The 17,457-nt window shown below is 67.4% G+C and carries 12 protein-coding genes, 1 tRNA gene and 1 pseudogene; 4 read left to right on the top strand and 10 right to left on the bottom strand.

Going from position 1 to position 17,457, the window contains the following annotated elements:
- Positions 1–141: 141 nt before the first annotated feature.
- On the bottom strand, positions 142–1,380 hold the full coding sequence (locus tag A9310_RS15640) for a cytochrome P450 (protein ID WP_065631449.1): 1,239 nt from the start codon (positions 1,378–1,380) through the stop codon (positions 142–144).
- 136 nt (positions 1,381–1,516) lie between these two features.
- Between A9310_RS15640 and A9310_RS15635 the strand changes: the two genes are divergently transcribed.
- The gene (locus A9310_RS15635) at positions 1,517–3,412 is read left to right on the top strand and encodes a glycoside hydrolase family 15 protein (RefSeq protein WP_065631421.1); all 1,896 of its coding nucleotides are present in this window, start codon (positions 1,517–1,519) and stop codon (positions 3,410–3,412) included.
- A 75-nt stretch (positions 3,413–3,487) separates the two neighbouring features.
- Here the strand turns inward: A9310_RS15635 and A9310_RS15630 are convergent, their stop codons facing one another.
- Together A9310_RS15630 and A9310_RS15625 are read right to left on the bottom strand one after the other, a co-directional pair.
- Positions 3,488–4,888, bottom strand: coding sequence for a glucose-6-phosphate dehydrogenase (NADP(+)) (locus A9310_RS15630; protein ID WP_065631420.1), 1,401 nt, complete (start codon positions 4,886–4,888; stop codon positions 3,488–3,490).
- 107 nt (positions 4,889–4,995) lie between these two features.
- Positions 4,996–6,099, bottom strand: coding sequence for a hypothetical protein (locus A9310_RS15625; RefSeq protein ID WP_065631419.1), 1,104 nt, complete (start codon positions 6,097–6,099; stop codon positions 4,996–4,998).
- A 261-nt stretch (positions 6,100–6,360) separates the two neighbouring features.
- Here A9310_RS15625 and clpB point away from each other — a divergent pair, with 261 nt between their 5' ends.
- Positions 6,361–8,913 carry an ATP-dependent chaperone ClpB gene (gene clpB / locus A9310_RS15620; RefSeq protein WP_065631418.1) on the top strand — a complete coding sequence of 851 codons (2,553 nt, stop codon included), beginning with the start codon at positions 6,361–6,363 and terminating at the stop codon, positions 8,911–8,913.
- Between the two features lie 56 nt (positions 8,914–8,969).
- Here clpB and A9310_RS15615 read toward each other — a convergent pair whose 3' ends face one another.
- The gene (locus tag A9310_RS15615) at positions 8,970–9,317 is read right to left on the bottom strand and encodes a helix-turn-helix domain-containing protein (protein ID WP_065631448.1); all 348 of its coding nucleotides are present in this window, start codon (positions 9,315–9,317) and stop codon (positions 8,970–8,972) included.
- 77 nt (positions 9,318–9,394) lie between these two features.
- Here A9310_RS15615 and A9310_RS15610 point away from each other — a divergent pair, with 77 nt between their 5' ends.
- Positions 9,395–10,396 carry a zinc-binding alcohol dehydrogenase family protein gene (locus A9310_RS15610; RefSeq protein ID WP_254661276.1) on the top strand — a complete coding sequence of 334 codons (1,002 nt, stop codon included), beginning with the start codon at positions 9,395–9,397 and terminating at the stop codon, positions 10,394–10,396.
- A 25-nt stretch (positions 10,397–10,421) separates the two neighbouring features.
- Here the strand turns inward: A9310_RS15610 and A9310_RS15605 are convergent, their stop codons facing one another.
- The 5 genes from A9310_RS15605 to A9310_RS15585 form a co-directional block, all read right to left on the bottom strand.
- The gene (locus A9310_RS15605; RefSeq protein WP_065631447.1) at positions 10,422–12,044 is read right to left on the bottom strand and encodes an HNH endonuclease signature motif containing protein; all 1,623 of its coding nucleotides are present in this window, start codon (positions 12,042–12,044) and stop codon (positions 10,422–10,424) included.
- A gap of 202 nt (positions 12,045–12,246) precedes the next feature.
- Entirely contained in the window at positions 12,247–14,040 is a 1,794-nt protein-coding gene (gene selB / locus A9310_RS15600; RefSeq protein ID WP_065631416.1) for a selenocysteine-specific translation elongation factor, read from the bottom strand.
- A gap of 10 nt (positions 14,041–14,050) precedes the next feature.
- Entirely contained in the window at positions 14,051–15,367 is a 1,317-nt protein-coding gene (gene selA / locus A9310_RS15595) for an L-seryl-tRNA(Sec) selenium transferase (RefSeq protein WP_065631415.1), read from the bottom strand.
- Between the two features lie 179 nt (positions 15,368–15,546).
- Positions 15,547–15,641, bottom strand: a tRNA-Sec gene (locus A9310_RS15590).
- 33 nt (positions 15,642–15,674) lie between these two features.
- Complete coding sequence (locus tag A9310_RS15585; protein ID WP_065631414.1) at positions 15,675–15,965, bottom strand: hypothetical protein; 291 nt, start codon at positions 15,963–15,965, stop codon at positions 15,675–15,677.
- Positions 15,966–16,030: 65 nt separating this feature from the next.
- On the opposite strand from A9310_RS15585, the gene selD reads away from it, so the two are divergent.
- The gene (gene selD / locus A9310_RS15580; protein ID WP_065631413.1) at positions 16,031–17,026 is read left to right on the top strand and encodes a selenide, water dikinase SelD; all 996 of its coding nucleotides are present in this window, start codon (positions 16,031–16,033) and stop codon (positions 17,024–17,026) included.
- Between the two features lie 174 nt (positions 17,027–17,200).
- Here selD and A9310_RS15575 read toward each other — a convergent pair.
- Positions 17,201–17,457: pseudogene (locus A9310_RS15575) on the bottom strand (IS110 family transposase); the annotation flags it as partial.

The following is a 17,457-nucleotide window of genomic DNA, read 5'->3' as shown; positions in this document are numbered from 1 at the left end:
CGAGATGGTGGCCGGACAGTCCCGATGGTAAGCGAGGTGCCGCCCCCTGGCGCATCGCCGACCGATCGGGATCCCGGTCTGTCGACTGTCGGAATGACGCTCCGCCACAACGCTTGTCCGGTGCGCGAATCCGAGGACAGCTCAGCGCAGTGAATACCTGATCGGCAGGTGCTTGAGACCGCCGACGAACACTGTTGCGGCCAGTTCTGGCGTCCCGGCCAGTTCGATGGAGTCGAGCCGCGGGATCAGTTCGGCGAAGAAGCTCCGCATCTCCATCCGGGCCAGAGCGGCGCCGAGACAGAAGTGGACGCCGTAGCCGAACGACAGATGCTTGTTGGGGAACCGGCCGATGTCGAAGGTGAACGGGTCGTCGAAGACCTCCTCGTCCCGGTTGCCCGACGTGTAGGCGAGATAGACGGATTCGCCCTTGGCGATGGGCACACCTCGCACCGAGGTGTCCTCGGCAGCGGTGCGCATGAACTCCTTGACCGGTGTGGTCCACCGGATCATCTCCTCGACCGCGGTCCCCACGAGTTCGGGCTCGCGTCGAAGTCGTTCGAGTTCACCGGGGTTCTCGATCAGCGCCCGGAGGCCGCCGGAGATGGCGTCCTTGGTGGTGTCGTGCCCGGCGCTGGCCACGATCACGTAGTACGACGCGGTGTCGACGTCGGACAGGGGCTCGCCGTCGATGAGGCCGTTGGCGATGGCGGACGCCAGGTCGTCCGTGGGGTGCGCGCGGCGTGATGCGGTGAGTTCGCTGAAGTAGGCGAAGAAGTCCAGCAGTGTCGCCATCCGCTCCTCGAGCGTTGCTCCGCGCCGGTATTCGACGTCGTCGGCGCCGAACAACTCCTGCGTGAGCTGATGCATCCGCGGGAAGTCCTCCTCGGGGAGGCCCAGCAGCGACAGGATCACATACAGCGGGAAGCCGACCGCGATCTCCTCGACGAAGTCGCACTCGGGTCCGATGTCGCGCATCCTGTCGACGTAGCGCTTCGCGAGCTCGTCGACGCGGGTCTGTAGGTCGCGCAGGGCTTTCGGACGAAACCAGTCGGCGCCGATGGCGCGGACCTTGCGGTGGTGCGGGTCGTCCATGTGGATCAGGGTGCGCAGTCCGGCACCGGACTCCAGCTGAGCACGTGCCACATCGTCGGCGGCGGCGGTGGTCAACACCGGACGCGGTTCGCTCAGCCACAGGTTGTTGTCGCGCTCGATGTCCATGATGTCGGCGTGCTTGGTGATCGCGAAGAACGGCCGGTAGGGGCCGTGGTCGACACGCGGTACCGGATTGTGTGCCCGCAGGTGGGCCATCGCGGCGTTCAGTCGCGGCTCGTCGGCGTAGGCCTTGGCGTCGGCGAAGACGTTGGCGGCGTCGTCGGTCATGCTCGTGTCCACGCTGCTTGTCGGCACCGTTGTCCTTCCGTCGAGGGTCGATCGCTGTCGAGTGTCCGGTATCGGCGGGTTTCAGACCGGCGTATTGGGGAACCCGGTCGCCCATCCGAGATCAGGCAGGCACCGAATGGCCGGCATGAGCACCCCTTCCGAATCAGGCGAGGACGCGGCTGCGACGGCTCGATGCGACGGCGCGACGACGGCCGACGCCACCGGTGACTATCTGCCGATCGCCGACCACGGTGTCATCGGGGACCTGCGTACCGCGGCCGTCGTGGGAGTCGACGGGCGGATCGACTGGTTCTGTTGTCCGCGGTTCGACTCGCCGAGTGTGTTCGGTTCGTTGCTCGACGCCCGCCGCGGCGGTGCCTGGACCGTGGAACCCATCGACGGAGAGGTCACCACGCGGCAGTTCTACCTCCCCGACTCCAACGTGCTCGTCACCCGCTTCCTGAGCGAGGACGGCGTCGCCGAGGTCCAGGACCTCATGCCGATCGCGCGCCCGCACGATCCTGAACATCGCACGCGGATCATCCGTCGGGTCTCCTGCGTGCGCGGCTCCGTGGAGTTCCGCGTGACGGTTGCGCCGCGGTTCGATTACGGGCGCCAGGCGCACACCGTCGTCGTCGAGGACGAACGCCGACTCCGTTTCGAGACCGACGATCTGGTGCTGCATCTCGCGTCGACGATCGATGTCGACACCGTCGACGACCGGGATGCACAGGCCCACTTCACCGTCGAGACCGGTCAGTGCGTGACGTTCGTCCTCGCCCCCGACCCCATCGGGTCGGAAGTGCTCGACCACGACAGTTCTCCCGCGGTCGTCGCCGCGACGGTCGCATTCTGGCAGGACTGGGTCTCGCGCTCCTCCTACACGGGCCGATGGCGGGAGATGGTGCACCGGTCGGCGCTCACGCTCAAACTGCTCACGCACGAACCGTCGGGGGCGGTGGTGTCCGCGGTGACCGCCGCGCTTCCCGAAGAGATCGGCGGCGAACGGAACTGGGATTACCGCTACGTGTGGATCCGCGATGCCGCCTTCACGCTCTACGCGCTACTGCGGCTGGGTTTCACCGACGAGGCGGGCGCCTTCATGGACTGGCTGACCTGCCGGTTCGACGATGGCGCCGATGAAGCGGGGGATCTGGGGCCGCTGCGGTTGATGTACACCGTCGACGGGGATCCGCCGCCGAAGGAGACCGAACTCGACCACTGGGAGGGTTACCGTCAGACCTCGCCGGTATTGGTCGGAAACGCCGCCGCCGACCAGCTCCAGCTGGACATCTACGGCGAGCTCATCGACTCGGTGTACTTGTACAACAAGTACGGACCGGGGATCTCCTATGGGTCCTGGACGCATCTGTGCACGGTGGCCGGATGGCTCGTCGACAACTGGGATCGTCCGGACCAGAGCATCTGGGAGGTGCGGAGCAAGCCGCAGGACTACGTCTACTCGCGAGTGATGTCGTGGGTGGCCCTCGAGCGGATGATCCGGATGAGTCGGCAGCGCGGTCTACCGGGCGACGTCGCCGGTTGGATGAAGGCCCGCGACGACATCTTCCTGCAGATCATGGAGCGGGGCTGGAACGATGACGTGGGGGCCTTCGTCCAGACGCTCGACTCCGATCGGCTCGACGCCGCGCTGTTGCTCATCCCCGCCGTGAAGTTGTTGTCGCCCACCGATGATCGGTTCCTCCGCACGCTCGAGCGGATCGAGGAAGAACTGGTGAGCGACTCCCTGGTGTTCCGGTACGACACCGACGGCGGGCACGACGGGCTCGACGGTGCCGAGGGGACGTTCTCCCTGTGCTCGTTCTGGTATGTCGAAGCACTCACCCGGGTCGGCCGCCTGGCCGACGCCCGGCTGGCGCTGGAGAAGATGTTCACCCACGCCAATCACCTCGGCCTCTATGCCGAGCAGGTCGGACTCACCGGCGAACAACTCGGCAACATGCCGCAGGCGTTCACCCACCTCGCACTCATCAGCGCGGCCATCAATCTCGATCGACGGCTTGGCGATTGAACCGAGCGCCACGGGATCCGGTTGCGTTTTGTGCCGGTAACCGGGACAAACCACAACCGGATCTCATGTCCGCGTTCAGATCCAGCCGGACCCGCCGCACAGGTCGTCGGCGGCCGCGGGGCCGGTCGATCCAGCCGCATACGGTTGCGGCGCCGGCGGATTCGCCAGCACCGGTGCGGCCACCTCCCACACATGCGCGAGACCATCGGGTCGGGTGAACAGCGACCGATCGCCGCGCAGCACGTCGACGATGAGTCGGGCATAGGGCGACAGGCCGTCGGCCACCTCGTCGAGCTGTTCGGTCATGTGGGCGACGGAGAGGTCGGTGCCCGAACCCGGTTCCTTGACGGTGACCGCCAGATCGATGGCACCGTCGCCGGCCAGATCGAAGGTCAGCACGGTGCCGTCCTTCGGGTTATCGGTCAGCGGACCGTCGGCGGGGGAGCGGAACACGAGGCTGAGTCGCTGGGAGCTGTGGTCGAGCATCTTGCCGGTCCGCAGCAGGAACGGGACGCCGTGCCAGCGGTCGGTGTCGACCCACAGACGCACGGCCGCGAATGTCTCGGTGGTGGAGTCCTCGGGGATGCCCTCGGTGCCGCGGTACCCCTCGTACTGGCCGAAGACCACCTCGGCGGGGTCCAGCGGCCGGAACGCCGCGATGACCGACTCCCGCGCGTCGAGCAGGTCGTCGGCGCCGAGCGAGACCGGGGGTTCCATCGCGACTTCGGCCGCCACCTGGAACAGGTGGGTGACGATCATGTCCAGGAATGCGCCGGTGGCGTCGTAGAAGGCGGCGCGGTCGGCGATGTCGAGAATCTCCGGGACGTCGATCTGGACTTCTGCCACGTGTTCGCGGTTCCACACCCCCGAGAACAACCCGTTGGCAAAACGGAGGACGTGCAGGTTCTGGGTGCTCTCCTTCCCCAGGAAGTGGTCGATCCGGTAGATCTGCTTCTCGTCCAGGGATTCGTGGACTGCCTTGTCGAGAGTCCGGAAGCCGTCGGGGGACGTTCCGAACGGCTTCTCGTAGACGACTCGGGATCCCTTCGCAAGATCGTGCGCGGCAATGGCTTTCGTGTAGTCGACGAAGGTGGTCGGTGGGAGGGCCAGATAGTGGACCAGTTGAGCACCGTCGCCGACGGCGTCACGGGCCGCGTCGATCACCTCTGGCAGACGGCCGGGGTTGTCGACGGTGAACCCGCCGCCGGCGAAGCGGAGGGTCTCGGCGAACGCTTCCCATTCGTCCGATGACACCGACCCGTCCGGACCGAACTCCTCGATGGCGTCCTTCACGTGCTGCCGGAACTCGTCGTCGGTCCGGTCGCCGCGTCCGTTGCCGATCAGCTGCCATCCGTCGGGGAGCAGGTCTCGCCGGTGGAGTTCGTACAGCGACGGCAGGACCATCCGCTTGGCGAGGTCGCCCGTCGACCCGAAGAGGATGAAGATCACCGGCCCGGTGGAGTTGTCTGTGGTCACTCAATCCATATTGCGCGAACAGATGTGCAGAGTGCGGGATGTGTGCTGGATTCCGTTACCGATCGCGCACTGTGGACGTCAGCGGATCCCTGCGCCGCCGACCAAGTCTAGTCCTGCGGAGGTCCTGGCAGGGGGAGCGCAGATACCACGGCAGGGCGTAACGCGACGGGAACGACGTACCTGTCGCCCTCGAGCGTCAGCCAGCCTTCTTCGATGTACAACTCGAGCCGACGATGGATTGCCTCGACGAGGAACTCGCTGAGTCCGAGTTTGGGGACCCAGGCGTTGATCTCGGCGATACTCAGCGGTGAATCGCCGAGTCCGCTAATGACCACGCCGATCAAGGACGACGAGAAGTCGATGTCGGGGTTGTATTCCCGAGGAAAGCCGGACCGAACCCATGCGGTGAGACCCACCCGCAGCACGTCGATCCGGGGCTCCTCCCGCCACAGATGGGCGGCGCGCCCGGGACGTGCGCGCGAGGTATTGGCTTCGACGATATCGAGGGCCTGGGCAAAGCCCCACAGGTGATGTAACGACGCGACGTCGCTCATGCTCTTGACGTGAGCGGGGAAGTCGATGTCGAGTCGGCGGGCGAGGTCGCGGGCCTCGGCCGGTTTGAGCCACCGACTCTGCGTGGTGGGGCGGTGCGGACCCAGCCAGTCCAACAGCTCGGTGACCCGCCGGACGGGCTGTGTGTCCAGGAGGGCAGCGCGTTCGGTGGCCTCGTCGACTTCCTCGATTGTCGTGGTCCGTAACTCGAGCCCGGAGGCAAGGGCAAACTGCTCGGCGGCATAGGCCGATACGGATTCGGTGCTGAGCCACATGCCGGTCTCGACCAGGTAGCGGCGCAGCGTCTCGATCGCGATGGCGAGCGGTTTGGCGTCCTGCTGCTGGTTCGACTCGATGTGGTTGAGCATCGACACCATGGTGTCGACGTCGTCGGTAGTCCAGGAGAGCGGATCGAAACCGGGGTTCGTCTGCCCGACGGCGTCGAGCACGATGAACGCGTACGCCCCGATGTGGGTGACAGCTTCCTCGTCGCCGGGGAAGACCTCATCGCGGAGCCACGACTTGAATGCTTCGGGAGCAACGTGTCGCCTTGCTGTGCCGAAAAGCGGTACCACGTTGGAGTGGTTGCCACTGCCGGAGTCGTGTTTGCGCTTACGTTGGGCGCGGCGCTTCTTCTTGTCGCGTGAAAGCTGTGACATCGGGCTCAAGAATAGGCGCCCGACTTGTGCGTCGTTCAATACTGCGGATCGGTTTGTCGCGTTCCGGAGAGTCTGTGGCGTCGGGTCCCGAGCCTGGACGGCTGTGAGGGCGGGGGATCGCCAACCCCCGACATCCTGGAGCAAGTGGTCTATGTCACAGAAACTTCAGGCTTGAGCGGAATGCACTCAACTATGTTGGCGTTGTAGACCGCGTATGGCTCATACTTGAGCCTGTTGGACTTAAGAGAAAGGTGCACGCGAGTGGACAGCTTCACCCCCACCACCAAGACGCAGCAAGCATTGAGTTCTGCTGTGCAGGCGGCGGCCAGTGCTGGCAACCCCGACGTGCGACCGGCCCACATCCTCGTGGCACTGCTCGATCAGTCCGACGGCATCGCGTCGCCGCTGCTCAAAGCGGTGGGCGTGGACCCGTCGAGCGTTCGTGCGCAGGCCCAGGCTCTGGTCGATCGCATGCCAACGGTGTCCGGCGCCAGCTCGACGCCTCAACTATCCCGCGAATCGATCGCGGCCGTCACCGCAGCTCAGCAGCTGGCCGGTGAACTCGACGACGAGTATGTCTCGACCGAGCACGTCGTCGTCGGCCTGGCGACCGGTGACTCCGACGTCGCCAAACTGCTGCACAACCTCGGTGCGACACCGCAGGCTCTGCGCGAGGCGTTCGTCGCCGTGCGCGGCAGCGCACGGGTCACCTCCGAGGATCCCGAATCGACCTACCAGGCTCTCGAGAAGTACTCGACCGACCTGACCGCGGCCGCCCGCGAGGGCAAGCTCGACCCGGTCATCGGCCGCGACACCGAGATCCGGCGCGTCGTGCAGGTGCTCAGCCGGCGGACCAAGAACAACCCGGTCCTCATCGGTGAGCCCGGCGTCGGCAAGACCGCCATCGTCGAAGGTCTCGCGCAACGCATCGTCGCCGGCGACGTGCCGGAGTCGTTGCGCAACAAGACCGTCATCTCCCTCGACATGGGTTCGATGGTCGCCGGCGCGAAGTACCGTGGCGAGTTCGAGGAGCGGCTCAAGGCCGTGCTCGACGAGATCAAGGGTTCGGCCGGACAGGTCATCACCTTCATCGACGAGCTGCACACGATCGTCGGAGCCGGTGCGACAGGCGATTCCGCGATGGACGCCGGCAACATGATCAAGCCGATGCTCGCCCGTGGTGAGCTGCGGCTGGTCGGTGCCACCACCCTCGAGGAGTACCGCAAGTACATCGAGAAGGACGCCGCACTAGAGCGTCGCTTCCAGCAGGTGTACGTCGGCGAGCCGTCGGTCGAAGACGCCATCGGCATCCTCCGCGGCCTGAAGGACCGGTACGAGGTGCACCACGGCGTGCGCATCACCGACTCCGCATTGGTCGCTGCCGCATCGCTTTCCGATCGCTACATCACCTCGCGGTTCCTGCCCGACAAGGCCATCGACCTCGTCGACGAGGCCGCGTCGCGGTTGCGGATGGAGATCGACTCGCGCCCCGTCGAGATCGACGAGGTCGAGCGGATCGTCCGCCGTCTCGAGGTCGAGGAGGTCGCCTTGCAGAAGGAGACCGACGCGGCGTCGAAGGAGCGGCTCGAGAAGCTCCGCGCCGAGCTGGCCGACCAGAAGGAGAAGCTCAACGAGCTCTCCGCCCGGTGGCAGTCGGAGAAGACCGCGATCGACGCGGTCCGAGACCTCAAGGAGGAGCTGGAAAGGCTTCGCGGCGAGGCTGATCGCGCGGAGCGCGACGGTGATCTCGGACGCGCCGCCGAGCTGCGGTACGGTCGCGTCCCCGGACTGGAGAAGGAGCTCGAGGCCGCGATCGAGAAGACCGGCACGGATCCTTCTCAGGACGTGATGCTGCAGGAGGAGGTCGGACCCGACGACGTGGCCCAGGTCGTGTCGGCGTGGACCGGAATCCCGGCCGGACGCATGCTCGAAGGCGAGACCGCCAAGCTGCTGCGCATGGAAGAGGAACTGGGACACCGGGTCATCGGTCAGAAGGATGCGGTGCAGGCGGTGTCCGACGCGGTGCGTCGTGCCCGCGCCGGTGTCGCGGACCCGAACCGGCCGCTCGGCTCGTTCATGTTCCTCGGCCCCACCGGTGTCGGTAAGACCGAGCTGGCCAAGGCGCTCGCCGAGTTCCTGTTCGACGACGAGCGGGCGATGGTCCGCATCGACATGAGCGAGTACGGCGAGAAGCACAGCGTGGCAAGGCTCGTCGGTGCTCCGCCCGGTTACGTCGGGTACGAGGCCGGCGGCCAGCTGACCGAGGCGGTGAGGCGTCGTCCGTACACGGTGGTCCTGTTCGACGAGATCGAGAAGGCTCACCCGGACGTGTTCGACGTGCTGCTGCAGGTACTGGACGAAGGTCGACTGACCGACGGTCAGGGCCGGACGGTGGACTTCCGCAACACCATCCTGATCCTCACCTCGAACCTCGGTGCGGGGGGCGACAAGGATCACGTCATGATGGCGGTGCGGTCGGCGTTCAAGCCGGAGTTCATCAACCGTCTCGACGACGTGGTGATCTTCGACGCCCTGAGCCCGGAGGAACTGGTGTCGATCGTCGACATCCAGCTCGACCAGCTCAAGAAGCGCCTCGCGCAGCGTCGCCTCGACCTCGAGGTGTCGACCAAGGCCAAGGAATGGCTGGGCGCACGCGGATTCGACCCGCTGTACGGTGCTCGCCCGCTGCGCCGCCTGGTGCAGCAGGCCATCGGTGACCAGCTCGCCAAGCAGCTGCTCGCCGGCGACATCCGCGACGGTGACGTCGTGCCGGTCAACGTCAGTGCCGACGGAGAGTCGTTGGTACTGGGCTGAGTTCGTGAATGACAAAGGGACCCATCCTTCGGGATGGGTCCCTTTGTCTGCGTCGGTTACCGATGTGGGAAGCGGTCAAGGTTGTCCTCTACCCACAGGCGCAATGTGTCCAGCGGCCCGGCGGCGTCCACCCCGAGTTCCGTCAGTTCGTATTCGACGTGCAGCGGGACCGCCGGATAGACGGTTCGGGTGAGTATCCCGGCTGTCTCCAGCCGACGCAGAGTCGCCGTGAGGACTTTGGGGCTGATTCCGTCGAGCCGCACGCGGAGCTCTCCGAACCGCATCGGTCGATCGCGGAGGGCGCCGATGACGAGGGCGCTCCACTTGTCGGCGAGAAGGTCGAGCATCCCTCGGCAGGGACACGACGCCGAGTAGGCGTCTCCGCGATGGGACGGCACTGACATGACGTTGGCCTCGATGCTTTCCATTAAATACTAGGAGCCCTTGCGGGTAACTGGGGTCGTCGGGATACCTTAGCGCCATGACACGAGAGATGACAGCCCTGGTCGCGGTCGCCGCGGACTGCGTCGAGGACCCGAGCGCCTTCGCCGAGGCGACAATGCCGGTGCCGGCCCCCCGTCCGCACGATCTCCTCGTCGAGGTCCGCGCGGTCTCGGTCAACCCGGTGGACACCAAAGTGCGTGCAGGCCTGCGTGACGCCGATCCGCCGCGTGTTCTGGGATTCGACGCGGCGGGAACCGTCGTCGGGATCGGCGACGAGGTGTCGAGGTTTGCGGTCGGGGACGAGGTCTACTACGCCGGTTCGATCGGTCGGCCGGGAACGAATGCCGAGTTCCATCTGGTCGATGAGCGGATCGTCGGACGCAAACCGTCGTCCCTCGACTTCGGCGCGGCTGCCGCACTGCCGTTGACCACGATCACTGCCTGGGAGTCGTTGTTCGAGAAGCTGCGGGTCGATTCCGCGGACTCGGGAACGATCGTCGTGGTGGCGGGTGCCGGGGGCGTCGGCTCGATGGTCATACAGTTGGCCCGGAGCCTGACTGATCTCACCGTGATCGCAACCGCCTCACGGCCTGAGTCGCAGGAATGGGCGCGAGGGCTCGGGGCCCACCACGTCGTCGACCCGAGACGCCTGCGCGAGGACGTGCGGTCGTGCGCCCCGGGCGGCGTGGATTACATCTTCTCGCCCCACTCGGACGGGAATGTCGAGTCCTATGCCGACATCATGGGTGTACACGGTCAGGTCGTCGCCATTGACGAGCCGGAAGGTCTCGATACCCTCCCGCTGAAGCAGAAGAGCCAGAGTTGGCATTGGGAGTTGATGTTCTCCAAGCCGTTGTTCGCACCGGAAGACGACTCGCAACACCGGATCCTCGGCCGGGTCGCCGAACTCGTCGACGCCGGCAAGATCCGCAGCACTGTCAATCGTGAACCCTTGGGTTTCACGATCGACAATCTCCGTACAGCACACCAGGTCTCCGAATCCGGAGGGGCGATCGGCAAGGTGGTCCTCACACGCTGACCACTGCGGATGAGCAGGCGGACCTTCACCAGGTCGCGAGTAACTCCATGAGGTGTGCTTCGACGAGGGACGGCCGGGGTGTGCGAGGTCCGGGTCGTGGTGGCCGGTAGTCGATGACGTGGCTGGTTTTCAACCATGATCGGCGCGCGTCATGTGGGCGTGGCTCATCGCCGGACGTGGTGCGTCCGTGGATCTCTCGCCGCACCTGTGCCAGGTGGGCGTGCAACCGCCTGGGTATGTCGGGTCGGCGGTTGAGGTGTTCGGGGTTGGGCGGTGCGCCGGGTTCGGCGTTCAACCGCCACAGGCAGCGGCCTTCGTCGGGTCCGGATCGGGCGATGCGGGTGGTGTATTGGCCGGGTTGGTCGCCGACCATCCGGTTGTGGCGCGGGCACGCAGGGGCGAGGTCGTCGATGTCGGTGAGACCGCCCTTGGCCCAGTCTCGTTCGGCGTGATGAAGCTCGATGTGGGTGGCGGGCTGATCGCACCCGGGTGCCGAACACACTTCCCCGTCGGGACGGGCGAAGGAGACGAGGCGTTGTTCGCGGGTGGCGAGCCGTTTCCCGCGCCCGAAGTGCAGGGGGACGGTGGTGGCGTCTTTGAAGATCGCCAACCACGGCTGGACGTCACCGGCCATCGCGATCAGGTCCCGGATGGGTAGCAGGGTTCCGGTGGCGGTGGTGGCCAGTCCGGCTTCGCGGATCAGGTCGGAGAGGTCGGCTTTGATGATCAGTTGCACGGGCAGGCCGCGGTGCGAGGTGCCGAGTGTTCCGTCGGCGAAGCCGGCGGCGAGTGCGGCGGCGAGTGCGTCGTGATTGGTCTGGGCGAGGGTGCGGCCGTCGCGGTCGGCTGCGGCGGTGAGGGCTTCGGGGTCGGCGGTGCCGGCCGGTCCGCTGGGTGAGGCGGGGTCGTCGGGGTTGTTGAGTCCGGGTTTGCCCCACACGGCGAACATCATGGTGAGCCGGGCGGCGAGTGCGGGGGTCAGGGTGCCCGATATTTTGGCGGTGCCATCGGCGCGTTGCCGACCGATCCACAGGCCGCGGCGTCGTTTCTGGTCGGTGTCGTCTGACAGGGTGCCGTCGGGGTCGAGGTGGGCAAGCAGCCGCGCGCCGAGTTGGGTGATCTCGGCAGGCGTGTGGGCTTCGGCGATTTCGGCCATCTGTCGTTCAGCGGCGACCTTGATGTCGTGGTCGATGGTGCCCGGGATGCGGTCGAGGACGTCCAATGCGGCCTGGACGTGCGCGGTGCCGACCGTGCCTTGTGCGAACGCTTCGGCGAGGCAGGGGTATTCGGGTGGGAGGACCTCGCCGCCGAGGCTGGTCCGGTGGGCGGTGGCGTCCATGTGCTTACGGCGGCGCATCGGGTTCGACACTCGTAGCCGGTGGGTCATGAACTGCATCAGGGTGCGGCAGCCGGCCTTGCGTGGCAGGTCGCGGGCGACGGCCTGATCGATCTGCCGGTCCCCGGCGACGGTCAGACGAGCGATGGCGCGTTCGGTCTCCGCGGCCACCTCAGCGAGTTCGGCATCGGTACACGGCGACAGATCCACGGTCTGCAATTTGTCGAGGGTGCGGTGGAGATCGGCCACCAACTCAACGGCACGCGGTTGCGGCGCTGTCGAGTCGCCACCGACGTGTGCGGTGCTGGGCATGACGGTCACCTCCTCCGAGAACCGTTGCTGCGAATGTAGGTTCGAGTGTACACCAATCCAGACGTGCGGCAAGGCCAAACATACTGCTGTGCAATGCTATTCGTTGATGTCGACTTGTCGGTGTCGTGTGGTAGGGGCCTCGGACGGAAGCTCTTCCCGCGATTCACACGGCGACCTGTACGACAGGACCACCGCCCGTTGCTCAGCGCACGACCTCCCGGTGCCCGGCGTCAAGACGGCGGGTCCAACCGCGGGCGTCGAGGTACTCCAGTAGCGGAATGACCACGCGCCGAGTGGTTCCGAGCGCCTGACGAGCGGCGCTGGTGGTGAACGGCTGATCGAGCGAGGCGAGGATGCGCATCGCCAGGGCGGGGGCGGTCGGCAACAGCACGACACCGTCGCGCAAACGGAGAATTCGGCCCGTGCGCTCGGCGGCGGCGAGTTCTCGGGCGCCCAAGCCGAGTGCGGTGAGGTCATCGGCCTCGGGTGCACGGAACGGGTGGTCGGCGAGCCGGCGCTCCAGTGCGCTGACCGCGTCGTCGGCATCACCCAGGGAGGGCTTGTGACCCGGGATTGCCAGGTGCCCGTCGGACGATGACAGCCCGGCTTCCGAGATGACGGTCGCCAGCAGCGTCGTGTCCGGGAGCCCGAGCAGCGCGGGTGCGCCGGCCGCAGAGAGCCCGGCCGACAACGGGTCCCGTTGTTGTAGTTCGCGGACGGCGGCGTGAAGCCGTTCCGCCCAGGCGGTGAGGGAGGTTTCGGCGACCCACCACTCGCCGATCACTCGTACGCCGTGGGGAGCGGGCTCGGCGTCGTCGACCAGGCCGAGTCGCGTCAGATCGGTGACGCGCATCGCGCCACGCCGATGCACTTCTTCGGCGGCCCCGGCGCCGTCGGACATGGCCGCCAGCGAGGCAGCGCGCCGTGTTGCGTCGCCGCGCCGGGTCAGCGCCGGGGGATCGGGGTGCAGCACGACGCCACCGCCAACAATCCGTTGGCCGGGATCCCGGAGCACCACCCGATCGCCCCGCGACATCGGCACGGCACGGGCGAGGGTCACACGCGCGTGGTCGCCGTCGAAGGGGCGCAACCGAACCGGTAGCGCCGCTGTGCCGATGTGTGCGACGAGGTGTTCCGGTGCCTCCTCGAAGGACATGCCGCTCACGCGCCGGACATCGGCGACTGCGGAGGTGTGCCAGGCTCCGGGCGTCACGAGTGCGTCGCCGCGCGAGACGTCGTCGACGCCGACGCCGCGCAGATTGATCGCGACTCGGCTGACCGGGCCGGCGCTGGTGAGAGTTGCACCCTCGCTCTGCAATCCACGGACATCGAGTCGTCGGCGGCCGTCAACCGTGAGCAGGTCCAGGGTGTCGCCCACCGAGATGGTCCCGGCGGATAGGGTGCCGGTGACGACGGTGCCGGCGCCGGTGCGGGTGAAGACCCGGTCGATCCAGAACCGGACACGCCCCGAGGTCGACGGCGGTGATGTCCCGGCCAAGACGGCGTCGAGCCGTGTGCGCAGTTCGTCGATTCCGACGCGATCGGGCGCCGACACCACGACCGCCGGCGCATCGGAAAGGCCGGTGCGGCTGAGGCGATCACGCGACAGATCGATCACTTCACGAACGCGGTCGGGCGAGGCCCGGTCGGCTCGGGTGATGACCAGCAGCCCGTACTCGATGCCGAGGGCGGCGACGGCATCACGGTGGTCGTCGGACTGGGCGCTCCATCCCTCGTCCGCGGCGACGACGAACAGGACGACGGGCGCCGGGCCCAGGCCGGCCAGCATGTTCGGGATGAACCGCTCGTGGCCGGGGACGTCGACGAAGGCCACGTCGGCGCCGGAAGGCAGTGTGGTCCAGGCGAAACCGAGGTCGATCGTCAGCCCGCGGCGTCGTTCCTCCTCCCATCGGTCCGGCTCGATCCCGGTCAGAGCACGCACCAGTGTGGACTTCCCGTGGTCCACGTGTCCGGCGGTGGCCACCACGTACTTCACGAGCGCGACTTCACGACGCGCCCAGAGCCTGTCGGATCGCGGCGAGTACCCGCACGTCGTCGGCTTCGGGAACGCAGCGCAGGTCCACCAGACACGCGTCGTCGTGAACGCGGGGTAGGACTGCCGGATCGCCGACGCGTAGGCGGGCGGCCGTTGCGACCGGAAGCCGCACCGCCCACCCCGGCAGCGGCACGCCGGGTGCGCCACCGCCACCCACCCGTCCGTCATGGGCGACGATCGGGAATCCGACTGCCGTGCCCAGGGATTCGGTACGCACGCGAAGTCTGTCGGGATCGGCGTGGAGGTACTCCCAGACGGGGGGTCGTGGCCCGCCGACGGTTGCCTCCATCGCCGCCAGTGCCAGCTTGTCCGCGCGAACCGCCCGTGCCAGTGGGTGTTTCGCGAGGCGCTGAACCAGCGCCGCATCGCCGAGAAGGAGTCCGGCTTGCGGTCCGCCCAGGAGTTTGTCGCCGCTGGCGATGACGAGGTCGGCACCGGATTCGAGTGCCGTGGTGGCGTCGGGTTCGTCGGGCAGCAGCGGGTCGGGTTGCAGGAGTCCGCTGCCGATGTCGGCGACGACGGGCACGCCGTGCGCCCGGGCGAGGCCGCGTAGCTCGGACAGCGAGGTCTCGCTGGTGAACCCTTCGACCCGGAAGTTGCTCGGATGCACCTTGAGGATCGCTCCGACGTCGTCGTCGGTGAGGGCGTCGGCATAGTCGCGCGCGTGGGTGCGGTTGGTGGTGCCGACCTCATGTAGCCGGGCACCTGTCGACGCGATCAGTTCGGTAAGACGGAAACCTGCGCCGATCTCGATCATCTCGCCACGACTGATGACGACTGCACGCCCGGCCGCCAGCGCGGTCGTCGCCAGTACCAGTGCAGCCGCACCGTTGTTGACCATCAGGGCGTCTTCCGCTGCGGGACAGGCTCGTAGGAGAGCGGCGCGGGTGGCCTCCCCGCGCTTCGACCGGGTGCCGGACTCGAGATCGAGTTCCACGTCGACGTAACCCGACGCCGCGCCGACGGCGTCGAGCGCCGCGGGTGACAGCGGTGCCCGCCCGAGGTTCGTGTGCACGACGACCCCGGTGGCGTTGAGTACGGGGCGGACCGACGACGCATACGACGCGCTAACCGACTCGACGACGATCCGCTCGACGTCATCCGGCGGCGTCTCGCCGCGGCGGGCCGCGTCCTGGGCCTGGCGAATGATGTCGCGAATCGCAGTGTCGCCCAAACGTGCTCGCGCCGCGGACACCGCGGGCAGGGCCAACAGTGCGTCGGTCCGCGGGATCCGGCGGCGCGGATCGGTGACGGGGGGCTTCGACACGGCTCCTCGCTTCGCTCGTCACCGGCTCAGCCGGCGGGGGGTGGGCTCTCGCTTCGCTCGTCTCCGGCTCAGCCGGCGGGGGTGGCTCTCGCTTCGCTCGTCACCGGCTCAGCCGGCGGGGGGGTGGGCTCTCGCTTCGCTCGTCACCGGCTCAGCCGACGGGGTCACTGTCGACCCTCTGGCGGAGGCGGACGGGAATCGAACCCGCCAGGCCGAGATACTCGACCTCCTCGGTTTTGAAGACCGGGGAGCCCACCAGGACCCATACGCCTCCATGCGGTCCCAACCTATCCGATGTGCGGCCGGGTCAGTCCTGCCGGTGTGGCCAGTTGCCCTCGGTGATGAGTTCCTCGAAGTGGCGTATCAGCTTCGGGTTGAGATCGTCGTCGACGGCGCGCTCAAAGTCGCCGTCCCAGTTCGCGAACCACTCCTCGTCGCGCTTCATCAGGAAGATCGGCCAGCCGTGGGTGATGTCGAGTTCGTCGGCGTAGAGGTCGGTCGACCCGTCCTCTCGCATGTACCAGTAGTCGTGACCGGATTCCCAGAACGCCTGCAGCTCGCCGGCCGTGACGTAGTACTCGCCGTCTGCTTGCCTCATGCGCCCGATGGTAGCGATCGCCGGAGGACCGTATCGGCGGTTGCCGGAGGGCTACCCTCGACACGGTGACCGTGCGAAGCGAGACACCCATCCGACTGACCGGCTACGCCCACGGTGGTGGATGCGCGTGCAAGATCCCGCCAGGCGAGCTCGAGCAGGCGGTCGCCGGGCTCACCGGCCAGGTCGGAGAGAACATCATCGTCGGGCTAGACGACGGGGACGACGCCGCGGCAGTGCGTATCCGCGACGACCTCGCGGTGCTGTCCACCGCCGACTTCTTCACCCCGGTCGTCGACGATCCGTACGACTGGGGCCGCATCGCCGCGGCCAACGCGCTGTCGGACATCTACGCCATGGGCGGCACCCCCGTCGTCGCGATCAACCTGGTCGGGTGGCCCCGGGAGGTGCTGCCGATGGAGCTGATGACCGAGGTGCTGCGCGGCGGTCTCGACGTCGGGGCGCAGGCCGCCTGTCCGGTGATCGGCGGGCACACCATCGACGATCCGGAACCGAAGTACGGCATGGCGGTGACCGGGGTGGCCGAACCCGGCCGGTTGTTGCGCAACGACGCGGCCGAGCCGGGGCTGCCGATCACCCTGACCAAACCGATCGGGGTCGGACTGTTGAACAACCGGCACAAGCAGACCGGCGAGGTGTTCGACGAGGCGATCGCCCTGATGACGACGCTCAATCGCGATGCGTCGAGCGCCGCGGTCGCGGCCGGCGTCCGCGCGGCGACCGACGTGACCGGCTTCGGCCTGCTCGGGCATCTGCACAAACTGTGCCGCGCGTCGGGGGTCGGCGCGGTAGTCGACCGCGCTTCGGTGCCGGCCGTGAGCGGCGCGGACGAGGCGCTGCGCGACGGGTTCGTGTCGGGGGGTACCCGCCGCAACCTCGACTGGGTGCGGCCGCACCTCACGGTCGATTCCGGTGTCTCCGACGACGACCTGTTGTTCCTCGCGGACGCACAGACCTCGGGCGGGCTCCTCGTGGTCGGCGAGGTCCCGGGCTACCCGGTGATCGGCGAGACCGTGGCGGGGACGGGTATCCGGGTTTGCTGATTCGGTCGCCAAGACCCTTCGTGACGCGCCCTCCGCAAGCTCCGGGCGCTCCTCAGGGRGCGGGGGCCTGGCGGCCGTTTTGGACCACGAAAGAACACTCGTGAACGTCCGAAAAACATGCTCCCTGAGGTGCGAGCGAAGCGAGCCACGAAGACATCCCAGGGGTGCAAGGTGTCAAGCGGCGAGGTTGGCGCGGTGGTTCCAGGCGGTGTGTTCGTTGTAGAGGGTGCGGTGTTTGAGGCAGCCGTGGAGGATGCCGATGAGCCGGTTGGCGAGCGCACGCAAGGCTTGGGGGTGGGACTTCTTCTGATCTCGCAGGCTGTCGTAGTAGACGCGGGCGCCGGGACTGCCGGTCAGCGCGCTTTGCGCCATCGCCATGGCGGCGGCGTTGAGGCGGGTGTTGCGGATATGGCGGGTGCGGATATGGCGGG

It is taken from the genome of Gordonia sp. UCD-TK1, from assembly GCF_001691435.1.
In the GTDB taxonomy this organism is placed as follows: Bacteria; Actinomycetota; Actinomycetes; order Mycobacteriales; family Mycobacteriaceae; genus Gordonia; species Gordonia hongkongensis.
Note: the sequence above shows the minus strand (reverse complement) of the source record. Positions and strands in the feature narration are given on the sequence as shown.

Excerpts from the sequence above, each read along its gene's own strand:
- A9310_RS15625 (WP_065631419.1), bottom strand. The coding sequence starts at position 6,099 with ATGTCACAGCTTTCACGCGACAAGAAGAAGCGCCGCGCCCAACGTAAG.
- A9310_RS15585 (WP_065631414.1), bottom strand. The coding sequence starts at position 15,965 with ATGAGGCAAGCAGACGGCGAGTACTACGTCACGGCCGGCGAGCTGCAG.
- A9310_RS15635 (WP_065631421.1), top strand. The coding sequence starts at position 1,517 with ATGGCCGGCATGAGCACCCCTTCCGAATCAGGCGAGGACGCGGCTGCG.
- A9310_RS15610 (WP_254661276.1), top strand. The coding sequence starts at position 9,395 with ATGACACGAGAGATGACAGCCCTGGTCGCGGTCGCCGCGGACTGCGTC.
- A9310_RS15615 (WP_065631448.1), bottom strand. The coding sequence starts at position 9,317 with ATGTCAGTGCCGTCCCATCGCGGAGACGCCTACTCGGCGTCGTGTCCC.
- A9310_RS15605 (WP_065631447.1), bottom strand. The coding sequence starts at position 12,044 with ATGCCCAGCACCGCACACGTCGGTGGCGACTCGACAGCGCCGCAACCG.
- A9310_RS15640 (WP_065631449.1), bottom strand. The coding sequence starts at position 1,380 with ATGACCGACGACGCCGCCAACGTCTTCGCCGACGCCAAGGCCTACGCC.